The 18288-nt window shown below is 72.8% G+C and carries 19 protein-coding genes and 1 pseudogene; 11 read left to right on the plus strand and 9 right to left on the minus strand.

From position 1 onward, the window contains the following. The first annotated feature begins 33 nt into the window (after nt 1-33). The gene (locus tag ACZ6SD_RS03425; RefSeq protein ID WP_465315286.1) at nt 34-1017 is read left to right on the plus strand and encodes a cation diffusion facilitator family transporter; all 984 of its coding nucleotides are present in this window, start codon (nt 34-36) and stop codon (nt 1015-1017) included. On the opposite strand, the gene ACZ6SD_RS03430 is transcribed toward ACZ6SD_RS03425, so the two are convergent. Beyond that, nucleotides 996-2657: a RecQ family ATP-dependent DNA helicase gene (locus tag ACZ6SD_RS03430; RefSeq protein ID WP_465315287.1), complete on the minus strand. Its 1662-nt coding sequence runs from the start codon at nt 2655-2657 to the stop codon at nt 996-998. The two genes, ACZ6SD_RS03425 and ACZ6SD_RS03430, sit on opposite strands and share 22 nt — an antisense overlap. A 122-nt stretch (nt 2658-2779) precedes the next feature. Here ACZ6SD_RS03430 and ACZ6SD_RS03435 point away from each other — a divergent pair, with 122 nt between their 5' ends. Both ACZ6SD_RS03435 and ACZ6SD_RS03440 read left to right on the plus strand, forming a co-directional pair. Then, nucleotides 2780-3439 (plus strand): hypothetical protein, encoded by a 660-nt coding sequence (locus ACZ6SD_RS03435; RefSeq protein WP_465315288.1) that lies wholly within the window; start codon nt 2780-2782, stop codon nt 3437-3439. Between the two features lie 106 nt (nt 3440-3545). Continuing rightward, the gene (locus ACZ6SD_RS03440) at nt 3546-3725 is read left to right on the plus strand and encodes a hypothetical protein (RefSeq protein WP_465315289.1); all 180 of its coding nucleotides are present in this window, start codon (nt 3546-3548) and stop codon (nt 3723-3725) included. Between the two features lie 201 nt (nt 3726-3926). On the opposite strand, the gene ACZ6SD_RS03445 is transcribed toward ACZ6SD_RS03440, so the two are convergent. The 3 genes from ACZ6SD_RS03445 to ACZ6SD_RS03455 all read right to left on the minus strand — a co-directional run bounded on the left by ACZ6SD_RS03445 (nt 3927) and on the right by ACZ6SD_RS03455 (nt 6584). Continuing rightward, nucleotides 3927-4334 (minus strand): ATP-binding protein, encoded by a 408-nt coding sequence (locus tag ACZ6SD_RS03445; protein WP_465315290.1) that lies wholly within the window; start codon nt 4332-4334, stop codon nt 3927-3929. 94 nt (nt 4335-4428) lie between these two features. After that, on the minus strand, nt 4429-5379 hold the full coding sequence (locus tag ACZ6SD_RS03450) for a Ppx/GppA phosphatase family protein (protein ID WP_465315291.1): 951 nt from the start codon (nt 5377-5379) through the stop codon (nt 4429-4431). Between the two features lie 143 nt (nt 5380-5522). Beyond that, entirely contained in the window at nt 5523-6584 is a 1062-nt protein-coding gene (locus tag ACZ6SD_RS03455; protein WP_465315292.1) for an FUSC family protein, read from the minus strand. A gap of 167 nt (nt 6585-6751) precedes the next feature. On the opposite strand from ACZ6SD_RS03455, the gene ACZ6SD_RS03460 reads away from it, so the two are divergent. From ACZ6SD_RS03460 to ACZ6SD_RS03470, 3 genes are all read left to right on the plus strand, one after another. After that, entirely contained in the window at nt 6752-7591 is an 840-nt protein-coding gene (locus ACZ6SD_RS03460; protein ID WP_465315294.1) for a glycosyltransferase family A protein, read from the plus strand. Nucleotides 7592-7679: 88 nt separating this feature from the next. Then, the gene (locus ACZ6SD_RS03465; RefSeq protein WP_465315295.1) at nt 7680-8618 is read left to right on the plus strand and encodes a DNA polymerase domain-containing protein; all 939 of its coding nucleotides are present in this window, start codon (nt 7680-7682) and stop codon (nt 8616-8618) included. Nucleotides 8619-8711: 93 nt separating this feature from the next. Continuing rightward, the gene (locus ACZ6SD_RS03470) at nt 8712-9002 is read left to right on the plus strand and encodes a hypothetical protein (protein ID WP_465315296.1); all 291 of its coding nucleotides are present in this window, start codon (nt 8712-8714) and stop codon (nt 9000-9002) included. Here the strand turns inward: ACZ6SD_RS03470 and ACZ6SD_RS03475 are convergent. Beyond that, on the minus strand, nt 8999-9604 hold the full coding sequence (locus ACZ6SD_RS03475) for a P-loop nucleotide/nucleoside kinase family protein (RefSeq protein ID WP_465315297.1): 606 nt from the start codon (nt 9602-9604) through the stop codon (nt 8999-9001). The two genes, ACZ6SD_RS03470 and ACZ6SD_RS03475, sit on opposite strands and share 4 nt — an antisense overlap. A 138-nt stretch (nt 9605-9742) precedes the next feature. Between ACZ6SD_RS03475 and ACZ6SD_RS03480 the strand changes: the two genes are divergently transcribed. Then, nucleotides 9743-10564 carry a GAF and ANTAR domain-containing protein gene (locus ACZ6SD_RS03480; RefSeq protein WP_465315298.1) on the plus strand — a complete coding sequence of 274 codons (822 nt, stop codon included), beginning with the start codon at nt 9743-9745 and terminating at the stop codon, nt 10562-10564. Nucleotides 10565-10605: 41 nt separating this feature from the next. Further along, the gene (locus tag ACZ6SD_RS03485) at nt 10606-11562 is read left to right on the plus strand and encodes a TIGR03885 family FMN-dependent LLM class oxidoreductase (RefSeq protein ID WP_465315299.1); all 957 of its coding nucleotides are present in this window, start codon (nt 10606-10608) and stop codon (nt 11560-11562) included. A 38-nt stretch (nt 11563-11600) separates the two neighbouring features. Here the strand turns inward: ACZ6SD_RS03485 and ACZ6SD_RS03490 are convergent, their stop codons facing one another. Next, on the minus strand, nt 11601-11882 hold the full coding sequence (locus ACZ6SD_RS03490; RefSeq protein ID WP_465315300.1) for an isoamylase early set domain-containing protein: 282 nt from the start codon (nt 11880-11882) through the stop codon (nt 11601-11603). A 182-nt stretch (nt 11883-12064) separates the two neighbouring features. Between ACZ6SD_RS03490 and ACZ6SD_RS03495 the strand changes: the two are divergent. Beyond that, nucleotides 12065-12511, plus strand: a pseudogene (locus ACZ6SD_RS03495) (SRPBCC family protein); the annotation flags it as partial. 132 nt (nt 12512-12643) lie between these two features. After that, nucleotides 12644-13105: a DUF4383 domain-containing protein gene (locus tag ACZ6SD_RS03500; RefSeq protein ID WP_465315301.1), complete on the plus strand. Its 462-nt coding sequence runs from the start codon at nt 12644-12646 to the stop codon at nt 13103-13105. A gap of 61 nt (nt 13106-13166) precedes the next feature. On the opposite strand, the gene ACZ6SD_RS03505 is transcribed toward ACZ6SD_RS03500, so the two are convergent. Further along, the gene (locus ACZ6SD_RS03505) at nt 13167-13613 is read right to left on the minus strand and encodes an STAS domain-containing protein (RefSeq protein ID WP_465315302.1); all 447 of its coding nucleotides are present in this window, start codon (nt 13611-13613) and stop codon (nt 13167-13169) included. A 187-nt stretch (nt 13614-13800) separates the two neighbouring features. On the opposite strand from ACZ6SD_RS03505, the gene ACZ6SD_RS03510 reads away from it, so the two are divergent. Further along, nucleotides 13801-14568: an SDR family NAD(P)-dependent oxidoreductase gene (locus tag ACZ6SD_RS03510; protein WP_465315487.1), complete on the plus strand. Its 768-nt coding sequence runs from the start codon at nt 13801-13803 to the stop codon at nt 14566-14568. Nucleotides 14569-15197: 629 nt separating this feature from the next. Here ACZ6SD_RS03510 and ACZ6SD_RS03515 read toward each other — a convergent pair. Together ACZ6SD_RS03515 and ACZ6SD_RS03520 are read right to left on the minus strand one after the other, a co-directional pair. Next, nucleotides 15198-16781, minus strand: coding sequence for a phytoene desaturase family protein (locus tag ACZ6SD_RS03515; protein ID WP_465315303.1), 1584 nt, complete (start codon nt 16779-16781; stop codon nt 15198-15200). A 29-nt stretch (nt 16782-16810) separates the two neighbouring features. After that, nucleotides 16811-18262: an aminotransferase class I/II-fold pyridoxal phosphate-dependent enzyme gene (locus tag ACZ6SD_RS03520; RefSeq protein ID WP_465315304.1), complete on the minus strand. Its 1452-nt coding sequence runs from the start codon at nt 18260-18262 to the stop codon at nt 16811-16813. Nucleotides 18263-18288 lie beyond the last annotated feature (26 nt).

Raw genomic sequence — 18288 nt, forward strand, 5'->3', positions numbered from 1 at the left:
GCGGACGGGCGCGAATGTCCTTACGATCGGCCGGTGACGCGAGACGATGCGGGCGGCGGCGAGAGCCTGCTGACCGTGCTGCTCGCGGGCTCGGTCAACCTGCTGATCGCCGTGCTCAAGCTGGTCGCGGGGTTGATCACCGGGTCCGGCGCGATGCTGTCGGAGGCGGCGCACTCGGTCGCCGACACGCTCACCGAGGTCTTCCTGCTGACCGCGCTGCGGTCGTCCCGGCGGCCCGCCGACCGCGCGCACCCGTTCGGCTACGGCAAGGCGCGGTACTTCTGGTCGCTGCTCGCCGCGGTGTCGATCTTCGCGTCGGGCGCGGTGTTCGCGTTCTACCAGGGGTTCACGACCGTGTTCGGCGAGACGGTCGACCAGACCTCGCCGGTGGTGGCGTACGTGGTGCTCGCGGTGGCGTTCACCCTGGAGTCGGTGTCGCTCGCCCAGGCCGTGCGGCAGACCCGGCGCGAGGCCGCCGAGCAGGGCAGGCGCTTCCGCGCGCAGGTCCGCCACGGCGACGACCCGACCTCGACCACGGTCCTGTTCGAGGACTCCGCGGCGCTGTGCGGGGTGCTGCTCGCCTTCGCCGGGGTCGGGCTGCACCAGCTCACCGGGTCGTCGCTGTGGGACGGGCTGGCCTCCCTCGCGATCGGGGTGCTGCTGGCCGGGGTCGCGTTCATGCTCGGCCGGGTCAACGCGGGCCTGCTGATCGGCAGGCAGGCCGCCCCGGACCTGGTCTACGCCATTCGCGATACCCTGTCCGGCGCGCCGGAAGTGGACGCGCTGGTCGACCTGCAGACTATGCTCATCGGCGCGGACAGCGTGCTCGTCTGCGCCCGCGTCGACTTCTACGACTCGCTCACCGCCGGGGACCTGGAGCGGGTGTGCGTCCGGCTCGCGGGCGAGTTGCGGGAACTCAACGGCGACATCAGCGAGGTCTTCATCGAGCCGGTGCCGCGCTCCGACCAGGACCTGCGCGCCGCCGTGCTGGCCCGCTACGGCGGCGCCCCGCGCTGACCCGGCTCGGTGTCGACGGTGTGCAGCAGGTCGTTTTCTTCGACCGCGGCGAGTGACAGCGTGCGGTACCCGTGCTGGTCGAACAGGACGGTCACCCGGTCCGGCCGGGCGTCGAGCACCACGCCCGCGCCCCACTCGGTGTGCTCGACGCGGCTGTTCGGCGGGATGCCCCCGGCGGACTCGGCCACCGCGGCCGCCGGGGTGGCCGCGCCCTCGGCGCAGCGGTCGCAGTGCCCGCACGGGGCGGCGTTGACGTCGCCGAAGTAGCCCAGCAGCAGCCGCCTGCGGCAGTCGCGGGTCTCGGCGTACTCGCGCATCATCGCCAGCCGGGTGCCGCCGAACTCGCGCTGCCGCCGGGCCAGGTCGACCACGGCCGCGTGCGCCTGGTCCGCTGAGGTGGTCAGCCGCACGCCGTCGCCGTCGGCCGCCGAGACCCCCGCCTGGTCGAACAGGTTGAGCAGGCTGGTGGCCTTCCGGCGCGAGCACCCGGTCTCCGTCGCCACCTCGGCCGCCGTTCGCGGGCCGGAGCCCAGCAGCTCGGCCACCGCGCGGGCGGCTTTCGCGTCGATGCCGCGCACGCTCAGGAACCGTTGCAGCGCCAGGTCTTCCGGCCGGTGGAACAGGGTCGCCTCGGCGGGCTCGCCGTCGCGGCCCGCGCGTCCGATCTGCTGGTAGTAGGAGTCCAGCGAGTCGGTGCACGCCGCGTGCGTCACCGACCGCACGTCGGGCTTGTCGATGCCCATCCCGAACGCCGAGGTCGCCACCACGACCGCCACGTCCCCGTCGAGGAAACCCTCGTGCACGGCCCGTTTGTCGGCCGCCTTCATCCCGGCGTGGAACGCCGCCGCGGACATGCCCGCCGCGGCGAGCCGGTCGGCGTACTCGTGCGCGGCCTTGCGCGTCGGGACGTACAGCAGCCCCGGGGGCCGCGCCGCGCGCACGTGCTCGACCACCGCGTCCGCCCGGTCCGCCTCGGGGCCGAACCCGTGCGCGGCCAGCCACAGGTTGGGCCGGTCGAACCCGCTGACCACGACCGCGGGATCGCGCAGCCCCAGCCGCTCCACGATGTCGCGGCGCACCGGCTCGGACGCCGTCGCGGTCAGCGCGGCCACCGGGGGCCTGCCCAGCCGCTGGATCACCCCGGCCAGCGCCCGGTAGTCGGGCCGGAAGTCGTGGCCCCAGTCGGACACGCAGTGCGCCTCGTCCACCACGACCAGACCCGGCCGCGCCGCGGCGACCCGCTCGACGGTCTCGTCGTGGACCAGCTGCTCGGGGGCGAGGAACACATACCCGGCCCGTCCCGACTCGACCGCGGCCCACGCGTCGGCCGCCGCGCCCGCCCGCTGGGCCGAGTTCACCTCGACCGCGCCGGGCGCCGCGCTGTCGTCGAGCACCAGCACCTGGTCGTGCTGCAGGGCGATCAGCGGGGACACGACCACGGTCGGCCCGGCGCGCAGCAGCGTCGCCACCTGGTAGACGGCCGACTTCCCGGCACCGGTCGGCAGCACGACCAGCACGTCCTCGCCCGTGACGAGCCGCTCGATCGCCGCGACCTGCTCCGGCCGCAGGCTCGACCAGCCGAAGGCGTCCCGGGCGGCCCGCTCGATCCGGCCCCGGCCGTCCGAGCCTCCGCGAGTCATGTGCCTGTGCGTCCGTGAGTCATGCGCCCGGCGTACCCGCGCGGGGCGTCCGGCACGCCTGCCCGTGTGTCGGACCTGATCGAGGGGTACCCGAGCACGGACACCCGTTGAGGGAGGAACCGATGACGCAGCTCAAGACTTCGGCCCTGGTCGTGCTCGACCCCGCGGGAACCGCGGCCCACGGGTCGCTCCCGGCCACCTGGCGGGCGCTGGCCGCGTCCGTCCCGGTCGTGTGGAGCGACCCGGCTGAGGCCCCGGGCGACGCGGTGGCCAGGGCGGCGGGCGAGTCCACCGGCCGGATCGCCGTGCTCGCCGCCGGGACCGCGGCCGAGCCCGCGCTGCGCGTCGCGGCCGAGTGGCCCGACCGCGTGGAGCGGGTGCTGCTGGTCGACCCGGGCGCGGACGGCGGCACCGCGCCGGGCAAGCCGACCCAGGCCGCTGGCGAGGCGTGGATGGCGGGCCACGCCGACGCCCGCGCGGCGCTGCTCGACTCCGGTGTGGACGTCGTCCTGTTGGCGTGCAGCACCGGCGGCGCCCGCGACCGGATTCCGCCGCCGCTGCCGTTGGGCCACCCCGACGTGCTCGCCGCGGTCGAGGCGGAACTGGGGTTGGGCGAGGCCGCGATAGGGGACAGCGCGGAAATAGGGGAAAGCGAGCGGGCCGCCGGTGAAGAACCGCACGTTGACGACTTCGCCGACCCCGACGATTTCGCCGACGCGGTAGGGGTCGACCCGACGCCGGAGCAGGTGGACGATTACCGCAAGCACACCGGCGACCGCTGAGGGGACCGTCGAATCGGGGACAGTCGGTCACCTGAACCGGTTCTGGGTGCGGTGGACCCGCGTGCGGTGGGGTATCAACAGCTGCGGAGCAGGTGAGGAGAAGACCATGGCCGAAACAGCCGATCGCGTCGTGTCGCTGCCCAGTCCTCGGTCCTTTGTGGACAGCAAGGCCGCGGACACCGCCGCCACCGAAGGGGTCATCGGCGGACGAGCGGGCACCTGGCCGCCTCCCGGCCCCGCCGACGACGAGGACTACGAGCCCACCATCGTCCGCGGTCGCGACTGACCGGAGTCGCACTGTCCACTGGCCGGGTTTTACGCCACGGCCGGGAATGTGGCCGCCCGTCACCGCCCGCGCGTGGTGACGGCGCGTTTAGTCGGAACAGTCGGCTTTGCTCCATTCGGGCACGCCGAACAATGTCAGCGGAATGTCAGCGGCCGGTATTCGCCGTCCCGCTGGTGGGAATCCGCTGGGGTCGACTCGGAATCAGCGCGTGAAGCACGCGGTGAAGGTCGTGCGGTCGTCGTCCACGGACAGGTGGACGTGGTCGGCCAGCGCGCGCACCACCGTCATCCCCCGGCCCGCCACGATCGCGCCCTCGTCGGGCATCCGCCAGCTCCCGTGGTCCACCACGGTCACCACGACGACCTCGTCGTCCATGTGGACGCTCAGCCCGATCAGTCCGGCCAGGGTCGTCCGGCCGCCGTGCCGGTAGCCGTGCACGATGGCGTTGGTCATGGCCTCGTCCGCGGCCCACACCACATCGTCCCGGGTGGGCGACGGCACCTGCCGCTGCGCGAGCCAGCGGTCCAGGGTGTGCCGTGCGAAGGGCAGTTGGGCGGCCTCGGCGGGGACGGTGATCGCCCACACCTCGAAGGTGGCCTCGGGGGTCATGACCGGCCCCGTCGTCCGTCGTCCGTCGCCATCGTCGGCTGCACTGCGCCCATGCCCGATGGATACCTCGAACCCGTGCGGCGAAACCGTTTTTTCACGCGGCGGAAACGATTCCCCCCGTCGCGGGCCGGTCGCGTTCGAGCAGCGTCAGCAGCAGGCCCTCCTTGGTCGACCACGGGCTGATGTCCACCGTGCCGTGCCCGGTGACCCGCATGAGCGCCTCGGCGACCAGGGCGCCCGCGAGCGACTGCTCGGCCCGGTGCCGGGAGATCCCGGGCAGCTTCGCCCGGCCGCGCGCCGACAGCGCCGCCAACCGGGGAATCCACTTCTCCAGGTCGCCCGCCCGCAGCACGCGCCCGCCGCCCGGGGCCGCGGCGCCCGCGAGGTGCGCCAGCTGCTGGAACACCTTCGAGCAGCCGACGGCGCGCCCGCTCGCCAGCGTCTTCATGTCCCGCTTGGGCAGCGCGTCGGCGACGCGCGAGCGCACCTCGTCGCGCATGTCGTCCAACCGCCCGCTGTCGTCCAGGCCCAGCGTCATGAGCGTGCGCGCGCCCAGCGGGAGGGAGACCGCGAGCGCGGCCCGGTCGCCGTCCCCGGCGGCCAGTTCGACGGTGCCGCCGCCGACGTCCAGCACCGTCAGCGGGCCCGCCGACCAGCCGAACCAGCGGCGGGCGGCGTGGTAGGACAGCGCCGCTTCCTGCCTGCCGGAGAACAGCCGCAGGTCGACGCCCGCGCGCCGGGACACCCGGCGCAGCACCTCGTCGGCGTTGGCCGCGTCGCGCACCGACGAGGTCGCGAACGGCACGAACGCGGACAGGTCGCCCAGGCGCACGCGTTCCGTCGCCTCCCGCACCGCGGCGACGATCGAGTCGATGCCCGCCGGGCTGATCTCGCCCGCCTCGTCCAGCGCCCTGTCGAGCCGGAGCCGGACCTTGTGGCTCTGCGCCGGGCGGGTCAGGGACCCCTCGACGGCGTCCACGACCAGCAGGTGGGCGCTGAAGCAGCCGACGTCCAGCACACCGACCCGCGTCGGGTCCTTTCGCATGCGCGCTCCTCAATGCCAGAATCGCTTGCTACCCACCGCCGGGGTCGGCCAAACCTGGCCCGAGTCACGGCCGAGGCCGCTCAGGGGCGTCGTGCGGGATTCGACTCTACTGGCTGGTCGCTCGCTGTGACGCCGTCTTTATGTTAAATGAGCGTTTTCCGCTCGTCGGTCCGAAAGACCGCGAGCAATTCCCGGGCCGGGAGCAGCAGGCTCGCCAGGCCGAGGACCGGGCCGGATTCCTTGGTGGCGTGGGAAAGTTGATGCAGCGCGGCGGCGCAGCGGTCCCGTGCGGCGGTGTCATCGCCCGAGGAGCGGACTGTTAACGCGAGGTCGTCGAGCGCGTCGGCGAACACGCGCCGTGACGCCGCGTCCGGGTAGACGATGTCGTCCGCGGTGGCCTTGGGCACCGCCTCGGCGAGGTCCCGGACGTGCGACCAGGCCCGGCGCAGCCGCTCGGACTCGTCAAGGGCGGCGTCGCTGGGCTGGGCCCGGCGGCGGCGCGGGGTGAGCCGACGCCCCTCCACCGCCCGCTCGGCGAACAGTTCCGCGACCCGGGCGCGGCTGGCGATGTCCCGGGCCTGCTTCGGCCAGGCGCGCGGGTCCTGCGGCGGCCCGTCGCGGCGCAACTCGTCGGCCAGCCCGGTGAGCAGCGCGGCGGACTCCTCGGCCAGGCCGCGGGCCGCCGAGGCGATGCTGTTGCCGTAGACGGGCGGAAAGAGCACGGCGTTCACCAGGGTGGCCAGCGCGGCCCCGATCCCGGTCTCCACCAGCCGGTCGAGCAGCAGGAAGCCATCGGCGGTGGTGCCAAGGGCGACCACGAGCACCGCTGTGGGCCCGACCCATCGGCCGCTGTCGCCAAGCCGGGGCCACCGGCCGACCAGCAGCCCGAGCACCGCGGCAACGCCGATCGCCGCGGCGGGCCCCGGCGCGCACCAGTCCGCCAACGCGGCGGCCAGGACGGCGAGGGCGTTGCAGGCCAACTGCTGCCCCGAGGCGAGCACCGAGCGGTACACCGTGGTCTCGACCAAGAACGCCGCGACGAACGGCGCGAGGAACGGCTGCGGCAGCCCGAGGACGTCCGCGGCGACCAGCCAGGCCAGCGCCGCGGCCAGCGCGGCCTTCGCCGCCTGGGTCACGACAAGCCGCTCGTAGCCGGACAGCCGCAGGGCGCGCCCCAGCCACCGGACCGGGCGCGTCGCCGACATCAGGGCGGCGGGCGGTGACTTGATGCCGGACTCCTTTCGCCGCCGCTGACGGTGGTCGGCTACCCGGTCGGGGCGCGCCGAAACAGACCAGGGTGAACCGTGGTTGCTTCTTGTCCGCTCGGGTACTCGCCGCCCGTTCGCGTCCCGGACGACGACGGAGGAGGACCGTGGCCACCGGTGATCTCGACATCCTCGTGCCCACCCGCGACCGGCCCGTCGAACTGGCCACCACCCTGGCCGGGCTGGCCGCCCAGGACGCCGAGTTCGGCGTCGTGGTCAGCGACCAGTCCGACGGGCCCGCCGACTACGACACCCCGTCCGCGCGGGCGATGCTGCGGGTCCTGGAACTGGCGGGCCACCCGGTGCGGACCGGCCGCCACCTGCCCCGGCGCGGGCTCGCCGAGCACCGCCACCACCTGCTGTCCCGCAGCCGCGCCCGGTATGTGCTGTTCCTCGACGACGACGTGTGGCTCGCCCCCGGCACGGTCGCCCGGCTTCGCACGGCCATCGGCGAACTGGGCTGCGGCCTGGTCGGCGCGGCCGTGCAGGGACTGTCCTACTGGCACGACGAACGGCCCGACGAGCTGGCCCCGTACGAGGAGTGGCAGGGCCCGCCCCAGCCGGAGTCGATCGCGCCCGGCACCGACGCGTGGCGGCGGTGGACGCTGCACAACGCGGCCAACCCCGCGCACCTGGGCCGGGGCCTGCGGCCGGGGGAGTGGCGCGCCTACAAGATCGCCTGGGTGGGCGGCTGCGTCCTCTACGACCGGGCCGAGCTGGTGGCCGCTGGCGGCTTCGAGTTCTGGCGCGACCTGCCCGCCGAGCACGTCGGCGAGGACGTGCTCGCGCAGTGGCGGGTGATGGCGCGCAGCGGCGGCGCGGGCATCCTGCCCAGCGGCGCGGTCCACCTGGAGGCGCCCACCACCGTGCCCAACCGCGAGGTCGAGGCGCACGAGTACCTCGCGGCAAGCGCGGGCGCGGCCGATCATGGCGGGTCGTACTCGTGAGCCGGGCGCTGCCCGCCCCCGGCGCGGCCGCCGTGCTCGGCGGGGGCAGGCGATTGACCTGCCCGGCGCGAATGGGCACAGTGGCCCGGTGACCAGCGACGAGGTCCGCGACGGCGTGCCGCTGACCAATCTCGACCAGCCCCTGTTCGCCGACGCCGGGGCTGCCAAGCGCGATCTGGTCGACTATCTCGACGCGGTCCGCGACCGGATTCTCCCCGTCCTGCGCGACCGGCCGCTGTCGGTGGTCCGGGTCCTGCGCGGGCAGCGGCCGTTCATGCAGAAGAACGTCCCCAAGTACACCCCGGACTGGGTGCGGACGACGACCCAGTGGGCGGAGTCGTCCCAGCGCGAGGTGTCCTATGCCCTCTGCGACGACCGCCGCACCCTGCTGTGGTTCGCCAACCAGCGCGCCGTGGAGTACCACGTGCCGCTGGTCCGCGACGGCCACGCCACCCACCTGGTCCTCGACCTCGACCCGCCCCAGGGCGCGGCGTTCCCGGCGGTCGTCGCGGCCGCCCGCCTGGTGCGCCAGGCGCTGGCCGACACCGGCCTCACCGGTGTCGTCAAGACCAGCGGCGCGAAGGGCCTGCACGTGTTCGTCCCGGTCGCCCCGCTGCCGGTCGAGGACGTCGCCGCCGCCACCCGCGCCATCGCCGCCCGCGCCGAACGCCTCGACCCTGCGCTCGCCACCACCGCGTACATCAAGGACGACCGCGAGGGCAAAGTATTCCTCGACTCGACCCGCGCGGGCGGCGCGACCGTCGTCGCCGCGTACAGCCCCCGCATCCGCCCGGGCTCCCCGGTGTCCTTCCCGGTCTCCTGGGACGACCTGGACGACGTCGCCCCCGTCGACTTCACCGTCCACACCGCCGCGTCCCTGCTCGCCGACGGCGACCCGTGGGCGGAGCGAATGCCCGCCCCGCAGTCTCTTCCCGCCGACCTGATCGAGCACGGCCACACCATCCCCGTCGCCCGCGTCCAAGCCATGCACGAGGGCAAGCGCCGCGCCCGCGCCCGCCGCGCCTGACCCTTCCCCGAGGCGTGGGAACGCTTCCGCGACGGTGTCCCAGCGGCGGACCGGGGTGCGGTCGCCGACATCATCGCCGGGTACGCCCGCCTGATGGAAAACCCGGACCCCCGGGTGCGGGAGCGCGCCGCCCGCGACTGGACCGCGTGGGAGGACACCGTGATCTCCCTGGAGCCGAACGGGAACCCGACCGCCTACAGCGCCCGCCCGACCTCAGCCCAGCACGCCTTGGTGCGCATCGTCACGCACTACTTCGCCCACGGCGCCTGGCTGCCCGAGGGCGCCCTGCTGCGCGCGGGCCGAAGCGCCGAGGACGGGCCGACCTTCCCCGTCGGCCCGTCCTCGACCACATCACCATACCCCATTCTCGAACATGTGTTCTAGTGGGTGTCGGCTCCGTCACGCCGTCGAAGCAGGGCGCCGACCGCCGCCTCGATGGGGCCGACATCCGGATTCCCCTGCCCCGAGGTGTCCACCCTGATGACGACGTCCACTCCACGCGGCGGCTCGAAGATCGACGTCCTCATCTCGCCCCGCTGGAACTGGGCCGCGAGCTGCCGGTCGGTGGCCCCGCCCTCGGCAGCCCGAGCACGCAGGCGCTCGCCGATGACCGAGTCGTCGGCGGTGACATGGACGGCGAGCACGGTGGCGTCACTGGCGGAAAGCGCGTCCAGCAGCCGGTGGGACAGCACGGAGGACTCCACGACGAAGCTCACCCGCCTGGCCGCGAGCAGACGTGCCGTGTCGACCATCGACTCCTCGGCGCGCAGGCTCACCGGGCCGCCCGCGATGGCGAAGTCGGGACCGAACCGGAGGCCGCCATCCTCGGTCGCGGCGGCGGAGGACAGCCCCAGACCGGTCTTGAGTTCATCCCGGGTCAGCAGCGGCACACCGAGGCGGCGTGCCGTCGCGCGGGCGACGGTGGTCTTTCCGGCGCCAGGGGAACCGCACACGGCGACCACCACCGACCGCTCCGATCCCGGCATCCGGCCGATGGTTCCGGATCTCGACCGGGTTGTCCACGGGCCGACCGAACGGAGATCGATGGCCGTCTCGCCGTCCGCCTCGCCGTAAGGTGGGTGGGATCGGCGCTGTGCGGCGTCGGCGAGACCGGAAGGCGCGCGATGACCGTCCATGAGCCCGACCACAAGGAAGACAGACCTCTCGCGGCTGTGGACGGTAGCGACGACCTCGCCGATCGCGCGTACTTCGTCTCCGGTGACGGACTGGCCGTCCTGGGGCCGCTGGCGGTGCAGTTCGCCACGCTGACCCGCGCCCTGCTGGACTCGACCACCATCGTCGGGGTGCTGCGGCGGGCGGTCGAGGTGGCGTTCGAGATCATTCCCGCCGCCGACCTGGTCAGCGTCACCCTGCGTGATCCGGACGGCCGGTTCCACACCCCGGTCGAGACCGACCGGATCGCGGGGGAGCTGGACGGCCTGCAATACCGCTTCGACGAAGGGCCGTGCGTCGAGGCGGCCAAACACCCCGGCCCGGCGGTGGCCGTGAGCGACGACCTGGCCGCCGACCCGCAGTGGCCGAAGTGGGCGCCCGCCGCGGCCGCCCACGGGTTCTGCTCCGTGCTGGCCACCGCGCTCCTGCCGGACTCGCGCCCGCCCGCCCTCACCGGGGCGCTCAACTTCTACTCGCGCAAGCCCGCCGCCTTCACCCTGGCCGACCGCGACACCGCCCTACTGCTGGCCACGCACGCCTCCCTGGCGCTGGCGGTCACCCAGGCGGTCGACGTGGCCGCCCTGCAGGCCGCCCACCTGCGCCGCGCCATCGACAGCCGGGACGTGATCGGACAGGCCAAGGGCATCCTCATGCAGCGCCGCGGCATCAGCGCCGACGAGGCCTACGACGTGCTGCGCACCACGTCGCAGCAGCTCAACGTCAAGCTGGCCGACCTGGCCGCCAAGGTCACCCAGCGCTTCGGCGAGGGGTGACCCGGCGCGTGGCGGTGGCGGGATCGGGGTAGCTCAGGGGCATGACGATCTACGGCTTCCACGCCTCCCACGAGCAGATTCCCCCGGGCGCGCTGCTGAAGGCCGTGCGGCGGGCGCGGGAAGCCGGGTTCGGCGCGGCGATGTGCTCAGACCACTTCGCCCCGTGGAGCCAGCGGCAGGGGCAGTCCGGGTTCGCGTGGGCGTGGCTGGGGTCGGCGTTGCAGGCGACAGATTTACCGATGGGCGTCGTGACCGCGCCCGGACAGCGCTACCACCCGGCGGTGGCGGCGCAGGCGATCGGGACGCTCGCGGCGATGTACCCGGGCCGGTTCTGGGCGGCGCTGGGCACCGGCGAGGCCGCCAACGAGCACATCACCGGGGACAGGTGGCCGCGCAAGGAGGTCCGCTCCGCCCGGCTGCGTGAGTGCGTGGACGTCATCCGGGCGCTGCTTGCCGGGGAGGAGGTAAGCCACGACGGGCTGGTCACCGTCGACCGGGCGCGCCTGTGGACCCGGCCGGAGCAGCCGCCCGACCTGCTCGGGGCGGCGGTCAGCGAGCGGACCGCCCGGTGGTGCGCGGCGTGGGCGGACGGGCTGATCACGGTGAACGGGCCGATAGACCAGCTGCGGCGGGTCGTGGGCGCCTACCGGGACGCGGGCGGGCGCGGCAAGCTGCTTCTCCAGGCGCACCTGAGCTGGGCGCCGGACGAGGACACCGCGCTGGCCGTCGCGCACGACCAGTGGCGGACCAACGTGTTCGCCCCGCCGGTGCCGTGGGACCTGGAGACCCCCGAGCTGTTCGACGCTGTCTCCGAGCGGGTGACGCCCGAACAGGTCGCCGGGGTCGTCAACGTCTCCTCGGACCTGGGCAGGCACACGGCTTGGCTGCGCGAGTACGCCGAACTCGGCTTTGACGAGGTCTACCTCCACCACGTCGGCCAGGCGCAGGACGAGTTCATCGACGCGTTCGGCGCCAAGGTGCTCACCGAACTGTCTTGAACTGTCCTGATCAGACTGTCCTAGTGGAACAGTCCCGATCACACGGTGATGCGCGCGTTGCCGTGCTCGTCCCGGTCGGTGACGGCCGGGTCGTCGCACCAGCCGCAGGACTCGCTGAGGTAGCGGAACGACACCGACGTGCCCGCGGGCAGGATCACCGACGTCGAGCGCTTGCCGTTGGAGCGCGGGCGCAGCGGGTGCGCGCCGGGCGTCCAGCCGTTGAAGCAGCCCACGACGCTGGTCGCACCGGGCGGGTCGTCGCGGTCGAGGGTGAAGGTCACGCGGACTCTCTCGAACGGCAGGGCCTTGGTGCTGATCATCGGTCGAACGGTTCCTTCTCACGTCGGCGGCGTCGTCAGCGTGCAGGGTGCCGGGTCGGCGGCGGGGCGGCCACCGCTGTCACCCGGTTGTGTGGGCACTGGCACCGGGAAGCCGGAGACCGGGTGTGAACTGGTCGAACAGGGGGTAACCGGCTGCCACCGACGCAGGGGAAAGGAGCGCGATGAGCATCATCGTGGAGACCATCGATGTCCACGCGCCGGTGTCCGCGACCTACGACCAGTGGACGCAGTTCGAGAGCTTCCCGGAGTTCATGGACGGTGTCACCGAGGTCCGCCAGCTTGACGACGTGCGGCTGCACTGGGTCACCCGGATCGGCGGCATGACCCGCGAGTTCGACGCGACCATCACCGAGCAGATTCCCGACCGGCGCATCGCCTGGCGCTCGGACGACGGCCCCGACCACGCGGGCGAGATCACCTTCGACCAGGTCGACGCCGCCACCACCCGGGTCACCGCGCGGATGGTGATCGACCCGGAGGGGTTCGTGGAGAACGCCGCCGACAAGGCGGGCCTGCTCAGCCGACGGGTCAAGGGCGACCTGAAGCGGTTCAGGGAGTTCCTGGAGGACCGCGGCGGACGGCCGACCGGCGCGTGGCGCGGACAGGTCGGCAGCACCTTCGACACCACACCGGAACGCGCTGTCGCGGACTCCGCGCCGGTCGAGCGGACCTCGGCTGCCATCGCCGACCCGACTCGCCCGGCCGACCAGCGCTGACCGCCTTCCACACAGGAGAGTCCCATGTCGAACGTCTCGGATTCAGCGACTCAAGTCACCCGCCACCCCGGCCAGCTGATCGCGATGGTGGTGGGCGCGGTGTTCCTCTTGGTCGGCATCCTGGGGTTCGTCCCCGGGGTCACGACCGACTATGACCAGCTCGGCTTCGCGGGCCACGAGTCGACGGCCAAGCTGTTCGGGGTCTTCCAGGTGTCCATCCTGCACAACCTCGTCCACATCGCCTTCGGCGTCGCTGGCCTGGCGATGGCGCGGTCGCTGGCCGGGGCGCGCGCGTTCCTGGTCGGCGGCGGCATCGTCTACCTGCTGCTGTGGCTCTACGGTCTGATCATCGACCACGACAGCGCCGCCAACTTCGTGCCGCTGAACACCGCGGACAACTGGCTGCACCTGCTGCTGGCCCTGGGCATGATCGCGCTCGGGGTGCTGGGCACCGCGACCCGCCGCACCGACCGCGCGGTCAGGTAGCCGAACCCGGCGCGACGGATGCTCCCGGCAAGGCAGGGGAGCATCCGCCGCGCCGCTCGCGCTATCCGTTCAGGACGCCGGTGCGCGCGGTGTCGTCCATGGCGTCGAGCGCGGCGTCGACGTCCGGGTGACAGGTGAACGGCGCGTCGCGGGCGTCGAGGTCGAGCAGCCGGGTCACCGAAGGCGCGGGCGCCACCAGCCGCAGGGCGACCCCTCGGCCTTCGGCTTGTCGCCGCGCCCAGACCAGGGTCTCCAGTGCGGCGCTGTCGGCGAAGGCGACCTCGGCGAGGTCGAGCACCACCAGCGTGGGCGCGGACCGCAGCTGGTGCTCCAGCAGCGTCCACAACGGCGGCGCGGACGCGGCGTCGATGTCGCCCGCGACGTGCACGACCACGGTTCCGGCGCGGGGACGGACCGTGCGCACGCGCAGGGGCCGAGGGCGGGCGAGTCGTTGGGTGGGAATCAGTCGGTTGTGGACGGAGTCGGACGGGCGTGGTTCTACGACCATGGGCAGTCCTCTCGGGTACCTGGTGACGGCCGGGGGAGTCGGTTCGGCCGCTCGGCTACCGCGGGGGCGTCCACGATAACCACCCACACAGCGCCGGACCGAGAGTGCTAACCCGTGTGGGTGAGTTCGGGTTACCGGATCGGGGGTACCCACGCCCCATGAGGAGCATTCCGCCGCCCCTGGCCTGATCACCGGCGCCTCAACGGGAATCGGCCTGGAACTAGCCAAGCAATTCGCCACCCACGACTTCGACGTCGTCATGGTCGCCGAGGAAGCCGCCATCACCGACGCCGCGGCTCAAGTTGCCCGCCCCGGCATCCGCGCGGAGCCCATCCGCCTAGACCTCACCCAGCCGGAGAACGTCGAGACTCTGGCCCAGCGCCTCACCGAAATCGGCGAACCGACCGCCTTGGCCCTCAACGCGGGAACCGGAACCGGCGGCGCTTTCGTCACCGGCACAACACTGGCGGACCAGTTGGCGATCGTGGACCTGAACGTCCGCTCCACCGTCCACTTGGCCAAGCTATTGCTCCCCGGCATGGTCGACCGCGCCCACGGCCGCGTCCTGTTCACTTCCTCGATCGCCGCCACCGCCCCCGGCCCCTACCAGGCGGTATACAACGCGTCGAAGGCTTTCGTGCAGTCTTTCGCCAAGGCCCTCCGCGAAGAACTCAAAGACACCGGCGTCACCGTCACAGCCCTGCTCCCCGGCCCAACCGCCACCCACTTCTTCGCCCGCGCGGGCATGCTCGACACCCGCATAGCCACCGCCCCCAAAGACAACCCCACCACCGTAGCCCGTGACGGCTACCAAGCCCTCATGAACGGAAAACGGCAGGTGGTAGCCGGTTCCCTGATCAACCGCGCGCAAACAGCCGCCGCCCACCTACTGCCGGATTCCGTCCTCACCGCCGCCCACCGCCTCCTCACCAAACCCGGCACCGCCCGGAGCTGAACACCCGGCCCACCCCCGGCATGTTCATGATCGCGAGTTATCCACAGGCAAGATCGTTCTGGCCTGGTTTGTCGGCCTGGTCCGATAGACTGGAGCGGGGTCAGCCCCCAGGGTGGGTGGGGTTTTGTTGTGGGGCTGTGGGGCGGCAAATCAAAGGGCTATCGCGGTCGTGACTGGGGCGGTTGAGTGGCCTTTGTGTGGGGTCAGCCCGGCCTTCCTGCCAGCCCCGCGTCCTTCCAGACCACTCTGCTGCTGGCCCTTCCTGCTGCCAAGCCGCTCTGTTGCCAGTCCGGCCCTTGCCCTGCCAGGTCGCTCTGTTGCCAGCCCGGCCTTCTTGCCAGCCCTGGGTTCTGCCACCCGACCCATGCCAGACCGCACCCTCCCCTGCCAGGTGCTCGACAGGAGCGGAACAGCGAACCTGCGTTCCTGCCAGGCCGAACCGACGCTCGCCAGGTGCTCGATGGGGTGGAGTGGTTTCTTTGGGGGTGAAGGAAGATCCCTAAACTTGCCGTGGTCGTGGGGCCGTAGGCTCCCCACCCGTCTTTCCCACGACGGGATCTTCCTTCGTAGGGGCCCCAAAGAAACCACTCCACCCCATCGAGCAGACAGCAACCAGCCAGCCACCCAAGCTACCCATGCAGCACCCGATGAACCCGCCGCATCCCCGCCCGATACACCGCCCCATACCACCCACTGGCCGCAAGAGCGGCCCGAGCCGCATTAGCCCCAGGCGCCCCATGCACTCCACCGCCAGGATGCGCCGAAGCCCCCGCCAAAAACAGCCTCTCGACCACAGTGTCCGCCCGAGCCAACCCAGGCCCAGGCCGAAACACCAGCTGCTGATGAATCCCAGCCGTCCCCGCGTTCACTGCCCCATCCACCAGACTCCGGTTCCCTCGCTCCAGATCACGCGGCCCAGAGATCACCCGCCCAGCGATCAGGTCCCGAAACCCGGGCGCATGCCGCTCAATAACCCCTTCCACCCGCTCAGCCCACCCCCGCAACCGCTCATCAGTCCAGTCGCCACCCCGAGGGACATGGCTGTACAGCCACGCCGACTCGGTCCCCGCAGGCGAACGGCTTGGATCGGCCGTGGTCATCTGGCCCAACAGCAAAAACGGCTCCCCAGGAACCCGCCCCCGGCCAAGATCCGCGTCAGCGCACACCAGCCCATCCAGATCCACTCCCAGATGGACGGTCCCGGCCAGCCGCGCCGCCTCCGCCCGCCATGGGATCGGCCCGGACAGCGCCCAGTCCAGTTTGATGGTCGCGTCATCCCAATCGAACCGGCGCATGTCGGCCACCAGACGGGCGGGCAGCAAGTCGGCTCCGACGAGGTCGAGATAGAGCGCGGGCGCAGGCACATCGGCGAGCACGGCCTGCCGCGCCCGCACCTGCTCGCCGTCCGAAGTGGACACGCCTACCGCGCGGCCGCGGGCGATTAGGACCTTGGTCACCGGGCGGTCGCACAGCACCCGTCCGCCGCGCGCGTGCAGGCGGGAGACCAGTGCCTTGGTGATCGAGCCCGCGCCGCCCTCGGGCACGGGGAAGCCGATGTCTTGGCCCAGCATGGCCAGCAGCCAGCCGAAGACCGCGCTGCCCGCCTGGTTCGGGCCGAGGTCGGTGTGCATCGCGTTGCCCGCCAACAAGATCCGCGCGCCTTCGCCGTCGAAGGTCTCTTCGCCGAAGCGGCGGACCGGCATCGTCGCCAGGCGGGCCGCGCGCAGGGCGTCGCCGACGCCCAGGGCGCGGAGCAGGCCGATGCCCGCGCGCACCGGGGGAAACGGGCGCAGCAGGGCGGCGAGCAGGTCGTCGCGGATGGCGCGGTAGCGGTCGTATTCGGCGCGCCAGGCCGCGCCGTCGCCGGGGGCGAACTGGGCGACGGACTCGGCGGTGCGATCGAGGTCGCGGGAGAGCAGGACGGCGCGGTCGTCGGGCAGCACGTGCGCCAAGACCTCGGGGGCGTGCCGCCAGCGCAGGCCGTGCGCGGCCAGGTCGAGGCCGGTGAGCGCGGGGGAGGCCGCGGCCAGCGGGTGGAACGCGCTGTAGAGGTCGTGCCGGAAGCCGGGCAGGGTGATCTCCGCGGTCCGGGCCGCCCCGCCCGGGGTCCGCTCCGCCTCCAGCACCACGACTTCCCAGCCCGCGTCGGCGAGGATGTTCGCCGCCACCAGGCCGTTGGGTCCACTGCCGATCACCACCGCGTCGGCGGCCACCGCGCCCTCCTCACTCGTGCGCCGTGCGGTCAGGCGACGACGCGGATGCTCTTGAGTTCCGGGTCCGCCGAGTCCGGGATCCGCATCCCGGCCGCGAGGCCGCTGCGCAGGTAGTCCAGCACCTGCTCGGTGACGACCTCGCCGGGCGTCAGCGCGGGCGCGCCCGGCGGGTACGGGGTGATCATCTCCGCCGCGATCCGGCCCACCGCGTCCGACACGCCCACCTGCTCGGTCTCGCCGAAGAACGCGTCCCTGGGCAGCATCGCCGTCTCCACCATCAGGTCCTCGGGGGCGGGCAGGTGGACCGGCGTCGGCGCGGGCAGGTCGGCCGCGGCCTCGGTCAACGCGCGCAGGGCGTCGCGCAGGACGGCCGCGGACGCGTCGTCGTCGGCGTGGGTGAGCTGGGCGACGATCCGCCGGTGGTCGGACAGGCCGACGGTGACCCGCTGGTTCTCGCGCAGCCAGTCGGCCGCCTGGTAGCCGCTGACGCCCAGGCCGGAGACGTCGATGACGATCTTGAGCGGGTCGATCGCCGGGACGATCGCGAGGAACTCCTCTTCCATCACCCGCAGCCCGGGCAGCCGCCCGATCGCCGCGCGCTCGCGCCGCGCCAGATCCAGCGCCGCGTCGAGCAGCGCGTGGCCCTGCTCGGCCATCTGCCTGCGCCAGCCGTCGAGGGTGGCGTACACCAGCGACGTCGGGCTGGTCGTGCCCAGCAGGTCCTCCCGGGCCTTGAGCGCCGCCGGGTCGACCCGGTCGCCCTGGAGGTGGAAAACCGAACTCTGCTCCACCGCCGCGCCCGCCTTGTGCACGCTGGTCACGCACAGGTCCGCGCCCGCGTCCATCGCCCACTGCGGCAGGTCGGGGTGGAAGGGCAGGTGCGCGCCCCATGCCTCGTCCACGATCAGCGGCCGGTCGAACTCGTGGCACACCTCGGCGATGGCGGCGATGTCGGCGCACGTGCCGTAGTCGGTCGGGGTGACCAGCAGTATCCCCTTGGCCTCTGGCTCGGCCTCGAACGCCGCGCGCACCTCGTCAGGCCCCGGCGGGTGCGACAGGCGCCGCTCGCGGTCCCAGCGCGGCGAGACCCACACCGGCGCGACGCCGCTGACGATCAGCCCGGAGATCACCGACTTGTGCGCGTGCCGGGCCACCAGCAGCTTCTCGTGCGGGCCCGCGACGGCCAGCATGGCGCTCTTGACCGAGAGCGAGCTTCCGCAGGTGGAGAAGAACGTGTGCTCGGCGCCGACGGCGTCGGCCATCAGCTCCTGCGCCTCCTGGAGCACACCCTGGCTCATCGTGCGGTCGTCAAGTCCGTTGAGGGCGAGCACGTCGGCTTCGAACACCGCCCGGCCGAGCACGTCGAGGACACGGGGGTCGACGCCGCGCCCCTGGCGGTGGCCGGGCGGGGTGAACGGGACGTAGTCGAGTTCGCGGAACGCGCGCAGCGCGTCGAGGACGGGGGCTCGGCTGTGATCCATGAGCGGGGAATCACCCGGTGGCCGAC

The organism is Actinokineospora sp. NPDC051303 (assembly GCF_055586285.1).

Coding starts and splice junctions, on each gene's coding strand:
- ACZ6SD_RS03430 (WP_465315287.1), bottom strand. CDS start 2,657: ATGACTCGCGGAGGCTCGGACGGCCGGGGCCGGATCGAGCGGGCCGCC.
- ACZ6SD_RS03435 (WP_465315288.1), top strand. CDS start 2,780: ATGACGCAGCTCAAGACTTCGGCCCTGGTCGTGCTCGACCCCGCGGGA.
- ACZ6SD_RS03440 (WP_465315289.1), top strand. CDS start 3,546: ATGGCCGAAACAGCCGATCGCGTCGTGTCGCTGCCCAGTCCTCGGTCC.
- ACZ6SD_RS03445 (WP_465315290.1), bottom strand. CDS start 4,334: ATGACCCCCGAGGCCACCTTCGAGGTGTGGGCGATCACCGTCCCCGCC.
- ACZ6SD_RS03450 (WP_465315291.1), bottom strand. CDS start 5,379: ATGCGAAAGGACCCGACGCGGGTCGGTGTGCTGGACGTCGGCTGCTTC.
- ACZ6SD_RS03455 (WP_465315292.1), bottom strand. CDS start 6,584: ATGTCGGCGACGCGCCCGGTCCGGTGGCTGGGGCGCGCCCTGCGGCTG.
- ACZ6SD_RS03470 (WP_465315296.1), top strand. CDS start 8,712: ATGGAAAACCCGGACCCCCGGGTGCGGGAGCGCGCCGCCCGCGACTGG.
- ACZ6SD_RS03475 (WP_465315297.1), bottom strand. CDS start 9,604: ATGCCGGGATCGGAGCGGTCGGTGGTGGTCGCCGTGTGCGGTTCCCCT.
- ACZ6SD_RS03480 (WP_465315298.1), top strand. CDS start 9,743: ATGACCGTCCATGAGCCCGACCACAAGGAAGACAGACCTCTCGCGGCT.
- ACZ6SD_RS03485 (WP_465315299.1), top strand. CDS start 10,606: ATGACGATCTACGGCTTCCACGCCTCCCACGAGCAGATTCCCCCGGGC.
- ACZ6SD_RS03490 (WP_465315300.1), bottom strand. CDS start 11,882: ATGATCAGCACCAAGGCCCTGCCGTTCGAGAGAGTCCGCGTGACCTTC.
- ACZ6SD_RS03500 (WP_465315301.1), top strand. CDS start 12,644: ATGTCGAACGTCTCGGATTCAGCGACTCAAGTCACCCGCCACCCCGGC.
- ACZ6SD_RS03505 (WP_465315302.1), bottom strand. CDS start 13,613: ATGGTCGTAGAACCACGCCCGTCCGACTCCGTCCACAACCGACTGATT.
- ACZ6SD_RS03520 (WP_465315304.1), bottom strand. CDS start 18,262: ATGGATCACAGCCGAGCCCCCGTCCTCGACGCGCTGCGCGCGTTCCGC.